Genomic DNA, 12,334 nt, shown 5'->3' with positions numbered 1-12,334 from the left:
CAGTATGAATTTTATTAAAATTATAGCAGGGGTTGCGCGGTTCGTCAAGAGAGATAAGGGAAGCGAAAATAATCGTAAAACATTTTATAAAATAGCCTTGTGTTTTTTCAACGTGTTCAGTATAATAAGTTACAAGTTAATTTTGCTAGACTGATTGGTAAATCAACCAAAGGTCAGAATAACAGTTCTTCGGAATTGTTGTTCTGACCTTTTTTGGTCATTCTGACAATTCTGGGAGGCGTACACATGAGTAAAAAAATTAAGCAGATTGCTATCTATGGCAAAGGTGGAATTGGTAAATCAACCACAACATCCAACATCAGCGCTTCGTTATCGAAGTTGGGTTATAAGGTGATGCAATTTGGTTGTGATCCGAAAGCAGACTCGACCAATACCTTGCGCGGCGGTACCTATATTCCTACAGTACTGGATACACTTCGTGAAAAAAATAAGGTGCAAGCAGAAGACGTAATTTATAAAGGGTTTAATGGTGTGTATTGCGTGGAAGCAGGCGGACCTGCCCCGGGGGTGGGGTGCGCCGGACGGGGAATTATTACGGCAGTGCAGTTGCTAAAACAGTTAAAAGTCTATGATGAACTGGATTTGGATGTTGTTATTTATGATGTTTTAGGTGACGTAGTATGTGGTGGCTTCGCCGTTCCCATTCGTGAGGGCATTGCTGAACATGTATTTACAGTGTCTTCGGCTGATTTTATGGCTATATATGCAGCCAACAACCTCTTCAAGGGAATTCAGAAATACTCTAACTCCGGTGGTGCGCTGCTGGGTGGCCTGATTGCAAATTCAATCAATCTTCCTTATGCCAAGGAGATTGTTGATGATTTTGTGCAGCGTACTAAAACTCAGGTTGTCGAGTATATTCCCCGGTCGGTAACGGTGACCCAGGCCGAGCTTCAGGGAAAAACAACGGTAGAGGCTGCGCCTAACTCAGAACAGGCCAAAATATACAGTCGCCTGGCACAACGGGTTGTAGAAACCGTAGAATCAAAAGTGCCCTCACCATTGGAAACCGCTGAACTTCGCGAGTGGGCGGCAAAATGGGCCGATCATTTGCTGGCCTTGGAAACAGGTGAGGTGCGCAGTGCGGCTGCCGGCATCTAGCTGGTATACAGCCAGTAATCTTGTATGCTGAAGGCCCTATATGAATAAGCGAGGTGAAAAGTATGGGGTGTGTATGTTCTGGTACTTTGAGTACGGAAACTTTGGAAAAAACCAGTAAACATCCATGTTACTCCGCAGATGCTCATCATAAATATGCCCGCATTCATTTGCCGGTGGCTCCCAGGTGCAATATCCAATGTAATTACTGCAACCGGAAGTACGACTGCGTCAATGAGAGCCGGCCAGGTGTCACAAGCGAGGTATTGACACCTGACCTTGCTAAAGATAAATTTGTCTGGGTTAAAGAAAACATTGAGCAACTTAGTGTAGTTGGCATTGCCGGCCCGGGTGATGCGCTGGCAGACTGGCAATTGTCCAGGCAGACGATTGAAAACATTCAAGCCGTCAACCCGGATATTACCTTCTGCTTATCGACTAACGGCTTATTGCTGCCGGAATATGCCCCAGAGGTGGTAGACTTAGGTGTTCGTCATGTTACGGTAACGGTTAACACGTTAGACCCGGTTATTGGTGCACAGATCTATCAGTTTGTATCCTACCAGGGAAAGAATTACACTGGCCTGAAAGCAGCAGAACTATTGCTGGCAAATCAGTTAGCCGGTATAAAATATTTAGTAGCGCAGGGTGTGCTGGTTAAGATCAATATAGTTATGATTAAAGGTCTCAATGACAGTCATATACCGGCGGTAGTCAAAAAGATGAAAGAGCTGGGGGTTTTCGTTACCAATATCATGCCGTTGATTCCCGCGCCGGGGAGTGCCTTTCAGCACCTGCCGCAAACAAGTACAAAAGAGGTAAATGCCCTGCGGGATGTTTGCGAGCTTGACATTCACCAGATGCGGCACTGCCAGCAATGCCGGGCCGATGCCATCGGTTTGCTGCATGAAGACCGTTCGCAGGAGTTCCGGATGTGTGACCGCTTACCAGATGATGCAATTGTGAACAGACCAAAAATCAAAAAAACGTATCGTATTGCTGTAACCTCAAAATATGGCAAGTTGGTCGATCAGCATTTTGGTCATGCAACCCAATTTTTTATCTACCAGGGAGACGGGCAAGAGTTTCAACTCAGAGAAACCCGGGCAGTGGCTCAGTATTGCGAGGGTATGGCAGAATGTGATACCGACAGCTTAGATGCTAAACGGGATCAGATTATTGAATCACTAAAAGACTGCGACGCAGTATTGACAATGCGTATTGGCTATCATGCCAAAGAGAACCTGCAGAGATACGGGGTTTTTATTACAGAATACTGCGATACAGTCGAAGCCGGTCTTCGTTATGCTGCCAGTCAAATTGCGGGGTTGCCGCTTAAGCAGGCCAGTGGCTTTAAGTGAGCCGGAAAAATTGATTGACAAATAATTACCAGTCAGTATAATTGTAGTTATTATAGGAGAATTATCGATTGGCTGATCAGAATGACTGAAGGCTGAGGTATTATCTGTGAGGATGTGCCTTGGCCTTTTTATTGCCTGGTAACCTGACAGTCGAAAATACTGAGGGTTACCAATTCAGGCGAAGACATGTTAATACAGGATTTGACTGATCAGTAGAGCATACTGAAGGCAAAGATTATTCTGTTTAGAATTATTCTTTGCTTTTTTGTTTATCAGGAAAATTTTTAAGGAGGCTAAACTATTATGTCTAAAATTGCCAGCAGTATCACCGCATTAATCGGCGGGACACCGCTCCTGCGGCTCAATAAAGTTACCGCAGGAGCTCAGGCTGAAGTGGTCGCAAAACTTGAGTCTTTTAATCCTGGCGGCAGTATTAAGGATCGCATTGGTTTTAGCATGATCAAAGATGCCGAAGAAAAAGGAATTATTAATAAAAATACGGTGATTATTGAACCTACCAGCGGCAATACCGGTATTGCCCTGGCGTTTATTGCCGCTGCCAAAGGTTATCGCCTGATCTTAACCATGCCGGAAACTATGAGTGTGGAACGGCGCAGCCTGTTAAAAGCCTATGGTGCGGAGTTGGTTTTAACCCCTGGCTCAGCAGGCATGAAAGGGGCAGTTTTAAAAGCTGAAGAATTAGCGGCTGTAACGCCAAACTCCTTTATTCCCCAACAGTTTAACAACCCTGCCAACCCCGAGATCCACCGGGCAATTACCGCTGAAGAAATATGGCAGGATACAGACGGTAAAGTGGATATTATTGTTGGCGGTGTAGGTACAGGCGGCACTGTCACCGGTGTTGGCGAGGTGCTTAAAAAACGCAATCCCAATGTAAAAGTGGTGGCAGTGGAGCCCTTTGATTCACCGGTGCTGTCCGGCGGCCAGCCCGGTCCGCATAAAATTCAGGGAATTGGGGCAGGTTTTGTCCCCAATGTGCTAAATCTTGAAGTGATTGATGAGATATTCAAGGTGAAGAATGAGGAAGCATTAACGATTGCGCGACGGCTAGCCAAAGAAGAAGGAATTCTGGTGGGGATTTCATCCGGGGCTGCGGCATTTGCCGCCCTGCAGGTTGCTAAACGCCCGGAGAATAAAGGGAAAACAATAGTGGTAATCTTGCCGGATACTGGTGAACGTTATCTGAGTACAATTCTTTTTTCAGAAGAGTAACCCAATGGCTATCGTATTGCTATATTCCGCATTAAAGAAGCTTGCAGGCGCAGTCGGGTGGTGGATTGAAAAACTTTAACGCGTTGTATATAGCATGACGGGACTTGAGAATATGTCATACTTTTTGTTGGCAGGAATATTATTAAAGGGGGAAACGTTATGTCCATAAGTCAACTAGCCGCAGCAGACGTTGTTGGGGCAGACGCTAAAATCGTTGCTCGTAATATTCGGCGTGTATACCAGATTAAACGACAACCGAACGAAGAAGCTACTGAGTTTGAAGCAATTAAGCATCTGGATCTTACTGTTAAACAAGGCGAGTTTTTGGCCATAGTCGGGCCAAGTGGCTGCGGCAAGTCAACTTTCCTGGATATGGTCGCAGGGTTAGCTCAACCCAGTTCAGGCGAAATTTTTATTGATGGCAAATTAATTACCGGTCCGGCATTAGACCGGGGTATAGTCATGCAGGGGTATGCACTATTTCCCTGGCGCACTGTTAGAAAAAATGTTGAATTCGGGCTTGAAATAAAGAAAGTTCCCAAAAAGGATCGTAAGGAGATTAGCCAGCGGTATATTGAGCTGGTAGGTTTGGCGAACTTTGAAGACCGGTATCCTCACGAATTATCCGGGGGGATGAAACAGCGGGTGGCAATTGCCAGGGCATTGGCCTATGATCCGGAAGTGTTATTGATGGATGAACCATTTGCCGCTGTGGATGCCCAGACAAGAGAGGTATTGCAGGAGGAACTGCTGCGAATATGGGAAAAGACAAAAAAGACAATCATATTTGTTACCCATGGCATTGACGAAGCTGTCTTTTTAGCAGACCGGGTAGCTGTTATGACTGCTCATCCCGGAACGATTAAGGAAATTGTCAATATTAACCTGCCCAGACCACGTGACGGCATTCGATCATCTGCCGATTTTGGCTGGGTTCGGCATAAGATCTGGGAGCTCCTTCAAAATGAACATTTCACCGGCGGGAAGAAGTCTTCGCCAGACCAAAATGTTGCTGAGTCTATATCCTCGTCGGCGGCCTTGTAGACATTTGATCATTAGCTGAATAATGGTATTAGCTGATCAGACATACTGAAGGCTAAGGGGCTTATTTTTTTATAAATTAGTCCCTTAGCTTTTTTATTTACATATCATCTTGTTGTTCAGTTAAATGCTTAAAAAATATGGGAGGTGTTATGTGTGGAGAAATTAACGCCTAAGAAGCTGTTACTACCTCAGGTTATGGAGTTGATTCGGCATTCTCTTCATACTGTCCAGTATGGACACTTGATTTTAACAATTCAAGACGGGTGTGTTATTAAGATGGAGAGAACAGAGAGGTTCATTTTCTCCTCGAAAAATAAAGCAGGCTATATAATCCGCGATGTACCGGCAGGACAGCACTCTTTGCAGTCTAAAATTATTGCTCAACTCCAGGGATTAATGTATGGTCAGTTGATTATTAGGATAGAAGATGGTAAGGTTGATCAAATAGAGAAAACGGAGAAACGGCGTATTAATGAATATGAAGGAATACACGGCGATGGCATCTAATACACAGGATAAATCTATGACAATTACTTATAAACTAGGTATGGCATTATATATTAATATTACCAACCGCTGTACGAATAGCTGTGTTTTTTGCGTAAGAACCAAAACAGTTGGCGTTGCTGACGGGGTTAATCTTTGGCTTGAGCGGGAACCCACAGTGAATGAGGTTATTAAAGATATTCAACAATGGGATGTTTCCGAGTTGACTGAATTCGTATTTTGTGGCTATGGTGAGCCCATGGTTCGTACCGATGCGATCATCGACATCTGCAGGGAACTGAAGAAAAAATATACTGTTCCCATTCGGATTAATACCAATGGCCAGGCTAATTTGTTTTATGAACAAGATATCACTCCACTACTGGCAGGCCTTGTAGACGCTATTTCTATCAGTATGAACGCAAAAAGTGCCAAAGAGTATCAGGAGATATGTCTTTCGGAATTTGGCGAGAAAGCCTATGATGCTATGCTGGATTTTGCAGTTAAATGCAAGCAATATATCCCTTCCGTTGTATTAACAATCGTTGATGTCATGCCGGAAGAGGATATCCGGGTTTGCAGGGAGGGCGCCCGGCAAATCGGCGTGGATTTCAAAGTAAGGCATTTTGTTGAATAATGGATGACCTAACGGCGATGAACTGAGAAACAGTTTATCGCCGTTTTGAATTTTCCGTGTATGATTAGCAGTGGTATATGTACCTAATTCAGGCTTGTAATTAATAAAAAAAACTGTTAAAATTAATATTATTAAAAATAATAACTTTATATATAACTAGGAGAACTGGTGATGTTGTCTAAAGATAGTGACTATAAAACATGGGTTAAATCGATTATCGGTTTGTACGTACTGACGCTACTTAAAAAAGAACCGATCCATGGCAATAAGCTTGCCGAAAAAATTCGAAACAGGACCAAGTCGGCAATCTCTCCTAATCCTAATGCATTATACCCACTACTCAGAATTATGGAGGAGCATGGCTATATAGCGGGTAACTGGAGCAATCCGGAAACACGCAATAAACGGGTATACTCCATCACTGAGTTAGGGTTGTCATTTTTGCCCGCATTACAGGAAAAGGTCAGAATAAAGCTGGATGAATCAGAATGTAAACTGCAAATATTGCGGGAGGACTTGTTGCACAATTAGAGTGGAGGAGCAAAAATGAGTCAAGAAAAAATGATAAATAAGAAAAAACTGATCGGCATAGCCGGATTAGTTGTTGCTGTAATTCTCTGTGGTGGTTTATGGTGGTGGATTAACTATGCCGGGGTAGTATCAACTGATGATGCCAGAGTAAAAGGTACGATTGTTGCTGTAAGCTCGCGGGTATCGGCCCAGGTTGATGAAGTTCTGGTAAATGAAGGGGATGAGGTTCAAGCCGGGCAGATCATAGCCAAGCTTGACAGCAAAGAGCTGGAAGCGCAAGTTGCGCAAGCCAGCGCTAATCTGACAGCCGCCCAGGCTAAATTGGCCGGAATAAAAGCCGGCAATAGACCCCAGCAGATAGCCCAGGCCGAGGCTGGTGCCGAACAGGCAGCAGCCAATTTAGAAAATGCTCAAAAAATATATGAGCGGAGTGAGACCTTGTATAATGAGGGAGCGATATCTGCTCAGCAGCTTGACTCAGCAAGTACAGCTTTGTCTGTTGCTCAGGCACAATATCATGCTGCCGGTCAGTCGGTTAGCCTGACCGCAGAAGGCGCACGTCCGGAAGATATTCAGGCAGCTGCCGCGCAGGTTGAACAAGCGGCTGCTGCGTTAAAAAATGCTGAACTACAATTGAATAACACGGTAATTAAAGCGCCTATTTCCGGTGTTGTTGCCGTAAAATCTGTTGATGCCGGGGAAAGTATATCTGTAGGTCAGGCGCTGGTCAATATTGCCAATCTGAATGATATATGGGTTGCAGCCAACATCGACGAGACGAATGTAGGAAAAATGCGGGTTGGGCAGACTGTTGAATTTAGCATTGACGCTTATCCGGGTAGAACATTTAGCGGTGAGGTAAGTGAAATCGGTGCAGCAACCGGATCTCAGTTTGCCTTACTGCCAACAGAAAATACCTCAGGCAATTACACTAAAGTTACTCAGAAACTTCCGATTAAAATTAAGGTTAACCCAAATGAGGCATATACACTAAAACCCGGCATGTCAGCGATAGTGAACGTGCATGTTAGTTAATGAAAGAGGTGGGGGGGATGGAACAAACTATTGCGCCTAACAAATATCTGGTGCTTCTTACTGTTACGCTGGGAACAATGCTCAGTGGCTATGTGAGTAGCTCAGTAAATATTGCATTGCCAAATATTATGCAGGTCTTTGGTTTTACTATGGATTCGGTTGTTTGGGTATCGTTGGCATATATGCTGCCTTATGGCTCAATCCTGCCGATTACAGGAAAATTAGGAGACCAGTTTGGCCGTAAAAAGCTGTATATCATCGGTCTCAGCATTTTTGCAGCCGCTACACTGTTAATCGGTTTGTCCTGGAACAGTACCGTGTTAATTGTTTTTCGGATTGTGCAGGGGATAGGTGCCGGGCTCCTGTTTCCTAATGCGATGGCGCTGGTTTCAGAGGCATTCCCGGCACAAGAGCGCGGGAAAGCATTGGGGTTGTGGGGAGCTCTGGCTGCTGCCGGTAGTGCTCTTGGACCTACAATTGGCGGTTCCATTGTTGAATATCTGGATTGGCATTTAATCTTCTACTCTATCCTGCCGTTTGCGGTCGCCGGTATTTTCCTTGGCGTAAAAGTATTGCAGGAATCCAAGGCCGAGCATACCGATGCTACCGTTGACTATATCGGTGGTGCATTATTGGTAGTTAGCCTGAGCTGTTTGTTGCTGGTACTCAATCAAGGCGCTAAAGAGGGGTGGTCCTCAGTGTATATCGTCAGCCTCAGTATGGCAGCGGTATTCTCAATGGGACTATTCCTATTCCTGGAAAGCCATATTGATAAGCCGATGGTTGATCTTGGCCTATTTAAAAACACAACATTTACGATGTCTAATATCGTGGGTTTTCTGTCCTTTATGGCGATGTATGGCGGCTTGTTTCTTTTGCCGTTTTATCTTCGTAATATTCAAGGCTATACCGCTATTCACGCCGGTATAGCGATGCTGCCGCTCACCCTGGCGATGGTAGTGCTTGCTCCGGCAGGCGGGCGTCTTGCAGATCGTTTTGGGGCAAGGATTCCTGCTTCGGCCGGTATGGCCATTATGGCCGGCGCACTCTATTCTTTCCGTCTGCTTGATGACAAAACCCCTTACCTCTATATTGCACTTGGGCTTATTGTTATGGGGGTTGGGCTGGCCTTAACCATGTCGCCGTTATCAAATGGTGTTATGGGTTCGTTGCCCAAAGATAAATTAGGGGTTGGGTCAGGGGTATTCAATCTGTTTAAGAATGTTGGCGGCAGTGTTGGTGTCGCTGTCATGGGGACATTACTTGACAGCAGGACTACCTTTCATACGGCTGTTTATGGCAATTCCTTAAATATAACCTCCGACGCAGCCAACCAGACAATTGCAACAATGCAGGGATATTTTGTCCATAGCGGCTTTACGCTTAGTGAAGGCAAGCTGATGGCTTTAGAAGTTCTAAAAGGAATGTTGGCAAAACAAGCTGCTGTTTTGGCCTTTGACGATGTGTTTCTGGTTACGGCGGTATTGTGCGCTATCGGTATTGTACCGGCGCTCTTAATTCGCAATGCCGGGAAGGGGAAAAAGCAGGCTGAGTCAGTCAAGGCCGTGGTGGCAGAGGTGAATTAGCAGCATAGCCAAGAAAGAGCGGATGCTTTACAAATTACTAGAAATCTGTTATTTTAGGTATATGCTGATCAGAAAACTGAAGGCCAAGTTCATTGTGGTGAACTTTGGCCTTTTTTCTTTATTAAGTAAAGACTATGGAGGGAATTCAAAAATGGAACAAGCATGGGCCAAAGAATTGGACAAGTTGAACAAGGTTGAATTAATCAAGCTCGAAAAAGACGGCTTGGATATAGTCAACGACATCGAACGTTATGCTAAACTTGGCTTTGATGCCATTGAAGAAAAGGATTTTGATCTGCTCAAATGGCTGGGGCTATACATATCCCGCCCTAAAGAAGCAGGATTCTTTTTACTGCGGGTAAAAGTCCCGGGCGGGGTGCTGACCTCTGCTCAGGCAAGGGTATTAGGCAGCCTTGCCCGTGACTATGGCCGCAACCTCCTGGATATCTCTACAAGGCATGCTATCCAGCTTCACTGGATTCGCGTAGAATATTTACCTGATATCTTTGCCAGGCTGGAGAAAGTTGGTTTAAGCTGCCTGGAGTCTGCTGGTGACTGTCCTCGTACGATTGTGGGAAACCCGGTAGCAGGTTATGATCCGGAAGAAGTAATTGATGCGGCGCCGATCTTAAAACAGGTATCCGATTTTTTCCATAATAATAGAGATTTTTCCAATCTTCCCCGTAAATTCAAAATGTCGATTTCCGGTAGTATTCATAACCCGGTACACGCTGAAATCAACGATTTATCCTTTGCTCCGGCTGAAAAAGAACTGGTTGGGGAAAAAGTGCTGGGGTTTAATGTGCTTGTTGGTGGTGGTCTCTCCGCCAAACCAAGTATGGCGTTACCGCTAAATATCTTTGTTCGATCAGAGCAGGTGCTGGCGGTAGCCAAGGCCGTGGCTGCCATTTTCCGCGACTACGGTTACCGGGAAAAACGTAATCATGCCAGGCTGAAATTCTTGTTACAAGACTGGGGTATTCACAAGTTCCGGCAGGAAGTCGTTAAACTGACAGGACCGCTGGCTGCAAGCGGCCAGGATTTAACCGTTGATTGGAATGCCGGGTGCCTGTATGGCGTCAACAAACAGAAACAGGCCGGCCTTAATTATGTTGGACTAAGCATACCGCTGGGGCGTTTTGATGCCGACGAGATCGAACAATTGGCAGCCCTTGCCGAACAATATGGTGATGGTTCACTTCGCACAACCAACTCGCAGAATATGATTTTACTTAACATTCCTGATGCGCAGGTGGAAAACTTACTTGCGGAAAAGGTACTAACACGGCTGACTCCGTTCCCCGCACCATTTACTGCCCGGGCAGTCTGCTGTACCGGTACGCAATTTTGTCCACTTGGCATTGCTGAAACCAAGCAGAGAGCGGCAGCCATTCTTGAATATCTGGATAAACAGGTGAAATTGGAGGAACCCCTTGTTCTCCATATTAGTGGTTGTGTAAATTCCTGTGCGCAGCAGCAGGTTGCCGATATTGGCCTGCAGGGAGTCATGGCGAGAGTGGGGGATCAGCTGACAGAGGCCTTTGAGTTTTCGCTTGGCGGTAAACTGGGGCCACAGGCTGCTTTTAGCGTCAAGCTTAAGGGCAGCGTTCCCGCTGATCGCGCAGCTAAAGCAATTGAAAGCCTTGTTGTGTTTTTTATAACCGGCAAATTACCAGGAGAATATTTTAATCAGTTTGTACAACGAGTCGGCCCGGAAAGTTTCCAGCTTGAACTTGACAAATATATTGCGCAGGGATAACTGATCTTAGGCCACTTCTTCAGAGCGGAAGTGGCCTAAATTTTTTTAACGCCAAGCTCTTTTTGTGTATTCCTGCACAAAGGACAAATGTATTAATACATAAGAGGGACTGTAGTGTGTTGACAACAAAGATGTAAAGGTGTATAGTGTGTTTTGAGTACAAAATACATAGATTCCTCGACACAAGTACATTCTTAACAAAAGACCCCAAGTTGCACACTTGAGGCTGGAATAATCAGTCCGGGGAACAAGAAGGGCAGGAGAAAATATGCGAAGAAAATTAGTAGCAGTGGCGATGAGTACTTTGCTTATGGCCGGTGTACTGGCCGGTTGTGGCGGCGGGACCAAAGAAGAGGCCAATGTTATCAAACTTGGCGGTAATTTCGAACTGACAGGCAGTGTTGCCAATTATGGCAATCAGGCGGTCAACGGCATTAAACTGGCAATCAAACAGGCCAATGCTGCCGGCGGTATTATGGGCAAGCAGATTACCCTGGTCCTGGCGGACAATAAGTCAGAAGCGGCTGAAGCAACTAATGCTGCCACCAAACTGATTACCCAGGACAAGGTTGTGGCTATTTTCGGGCCGGCAACCAGTTCCAACACCCTGGCTACTGTGCAGGTGTCCCAGGACAATAAGGTGCCGGTACTTACCCCGACAGGCACTAATGAAAAGATTACCGTCGATAATGGTAAAACCCGTCCGTATGCTTTCCGCTCATGTTTCATTGATCCGCTGCAGGGTACCATTATGGCTAACTTTGCCAGCAACACGCTGAAAGCCAAAACAGCCGTCATCTATATTGACAACAGTTCCGATTACTCAAAGGGCCTTTCCCAGTCTTTTGAAACCCTGTTTACGCAAAATGGCGGCCAGGTACTTGGCAAAGAAGCTTTTCTCCAAAAAGACCAGGACTTTAAGTCTACCCTGACTAAAATTAAAGCTCTTAATCCGGATGTGGTATTCCTGCCTGCTTACTATGAAGAGGTAGGAAAAATTCTTAAACAGGCCCGGGAAATGGGCATGAATATGCCGTTTCTGGGTACTGACGGCTGGGATGATGCCAAAGTGGTGGAAATTGCCGGGGTGGCACCGCTCAATAATTCATTTTTCAGCAGCCATTTTTCCTCACAGGATACCGACCCTAATGTTGTAAAATTTATTGAAGCCTACAAACAGGAATACAGCCAGGAGCCCAGCGTTTTTTCCGCTCTGGGCTATGATGCGGGCTTACTGATGATTGATGCCATCAAGCGGGCCAACAGCACCGATCCGACTAAAATTCGTGAAGCGCTGGAGCAAACCAAAAATCTGCAGTTAAGCACAGGCCTGGTGACCATTGATGCCAATCACAACCCGATCAAAAGTGCCGTTGTTATTGAGATGAAAGACGGCAAACAGGTATTTAAAGAAAAAGTGACGCCTAAACTATAAAGACCAAATTTGGCTGCCAGGGTGCGAATTGTCAACCGGATAATTTGCCCAAAAATGGTTGACAGTTTAATGCACCTGTGATACCATAAATATAAGATATAGATGATC

General features: G+C 45.3%; 11 protein-coding genes. All 11 read left to right on the top strand.

Features of this window, described 5'->3' with window-relative positions; all coding sequences use genetic code 11:
- Positions 1–246: 246 nt before the first annotated feature.
- The 11 genes from nifH to VN379_RS14835 all read left to right on the top strand — a co-directional run bounded on the left by nifH (position 247) and on the right by VN379_RS14835 (position 12,226).
- Positions 247–1,122 carry a nitrogenase iron protein gene (gene nifH / locus VN379_RS14885; RefSeq protein ID WP_325535198.1) on the top strand — a complete coding sequence of 292 codons (876 nt, stop codon included), beginning with the start codon at positions 247–249 and terminating at the stop codon, positions 1,120–1,122.
- Positions 1,123–1,184: 62 nt separating this feature from the next.
- Complete coding sequence (nifB, locus tag VN379_RS14880; protein ID WP_325535196.1) at positions 1,185–2,480, top strand: nitrogenase cofactor biosynthesis protein NifB; 1,296 nt, start codon at positions 1,185–1,187, stop codon at positions 2,478–2,480.
- Positions 2,481–2,783: 303 nt separating this feature from the next.
- Positions 2,784–3,713 (top strand): cysteine synthase A, encoded by a 930-nt coding sequence (cysK, locus tag VN379_RS14875; RefSeq protein ID WP_325535194.1) that lies wholly within the window; start codon positions 2,784–2,786, stop codon positions 3,711–3,713.
- A 159-nt stretch (positions 3,714–3,872) separates the two neighbouring features.
- Complete coding sequence (locus tag VN379_RS14870) at positions 3,873–4,757, top strand: ABC transporter ATP-binding protein (protein ID WP_325535192.1); 885 nt, start codon at positions 3,873–3,875, stop codon at positions 4,755–4,757.
- Between the two features lie 153 nt (positions 4,758–4,910).
- Positions 4,911–5,264, top strand: a complete 354-nt coding sequence (locus VN379_RS14865) for a DUF2292 domain-containing protein (protein ID WP_325535191.1) — start codon at positions 4,911–4,913, stop codon at positions 5,262–5,264.
- The gene (locus tag VN379_RS14860; protein ID WP_325535189.1) at positions 5,254–5,880 is read left to right on the top strand and encodes a TatD family nuclease-associated radical SAM protein; all 627 of its coding nucleotides are present in this window, start codon (positions 5,254–5,256) and stop codon (positions 5,878–5,880) included. Before VN379_RS14865 ends, VN379_RS14860 begins: the two co-directional genes overlap by 11 nt.
- Positions 5,881–6,051: 171 nt before the next feature.
- Positions 6,052–6,411: a PadR family transcriptional regulator gene (locus tag VN379_RS14855; protein WP_325535187.1), complete on the top strand. Its 360-nt coding sequence runs from the start codon at positions 6,052–6,054 to the stop codon at positions 6,409–6,411.
- Between the two features lie 15 nt (positions 6,412–6,426).
- Entirely contained in the window at positions 6,427–7,446 is a 1,020-nt protein-coding gene (locus tag VN379_RS14850; protein WP_325535185.1) for an HlyD family secretion protein, read from the top strand.
- A gap of 17 nt (positions 7,447–7,463) precedes the next feature.
- Complete coding sequence (locus VN379_RS14845) at positions 7,464–9,032, top strand: DHA2 family efflux MFS transporter permease subunit (protein ID WP_325535183.1); 1,569 nt, start codon at positions 7,464–7,466, stop codon at positions 9,030–9,032.
- Positions 9,033–9,183: 151 nt separating this feature from the next.
- Positions 9,184–10,791 (top strand): nitrite/sulfite reductase, encoded by a 1,608-nt coding sequence (locus VN379_RS14840; RefSeq protein WP_325535181.1) that lies wholly within the window; start codon positions 9,184–9,186, stop codon positions 10,789–10,791.
- 268 nt (positions 10,792–11,059) lie between these two features.
- Positions 11,060–12,226, top strand: coding sequence for an ABC transporter substrate-binding protein (locus VN379_RS14835; protein ID WP_325535179.1), 1,167 nt, complete (start codon positions 11,060–11,062; stop codon positions 12,224–12,226).
- Positions 12,227–12,334: the final 108 nt, after the last annotated feature.

This window comes from Sporomusa sp. (assembly GCF_035561255.1).
Lineage (GTDB): Bacteria > Bacillota > Negativicutes > Sporomusales > Sporomusaceae > Sporomusa.
Note: the sequence above shows the minus strand (reverse complement) of the source record. Positions and strands in the feature narration are given on the sequence as shown.

Coding starts and splice junctions, on each gene's coding strand:
- nifH (WP_325535198.1), top strand. CDS start 247: ATGAGTAAAAAAATTAAGCAGATTGCTATCTATGGCAAAGGTGGAATT.
- nifB (WP_325535196.1), top strand. CDS start 1,185: ATGGGGTGTGTATGTTCTGGTACTTTGAGTACGGAAACTTTGGAAAAA.
- cysK (WP_325535194.1), top strand. CDS start 2,784: ATGTCTAAAATTGCCAGCAGTATCACCGCATTAATCGGCGGGACACCG.
- VN379_RS14870 (WP_325535192.1), top strand. CDS start 3,873: ATGTCCATAAGTCAACTAGCCGCAGCAGACGTTGTTGGGGCAGACGCT.
- VN379_RS14860 (WP_325535189.1), top strand. CDS start 5,254: ATGGCATCTAATACACAGGATAAATCTATGACAATTACTTATAAACTA.
- VN379_RS14855 (WP_325535187.1), top strand. CDS start 6,052: ATGTTGTCTAAAGATAGTGACTATAAAACATGGGTTAAATCGATTATC.
- VN379_RS14850 (WP_325535185.1), top strand. CDS start 6,427: ATGAGTCAAGAAAAAATGATAAATAAGAAAAAACTGATCGGCATAGCC.
- VN379_RS14845 (WP_325535183.1), top strand. CDS start 7,464: ATGGAACAAACTATTGCGCCTAACAAATATCTGGTGCTTCTTACTGTT.
- VN379_RS14840 (WP_325535181.1), top strand. CDS start 9,184: ATGGAACAAGCATGGGCCAAAGAATTGGACAAGTTGAACAAGGTTGAA.
- VN379_RS14835 (WP_325535179.1), top strand. CDS start 11,060: ATGCGAAGAAAATTAGTAGCAGTGGCGATGAGTACTTTGCTTATGGCC.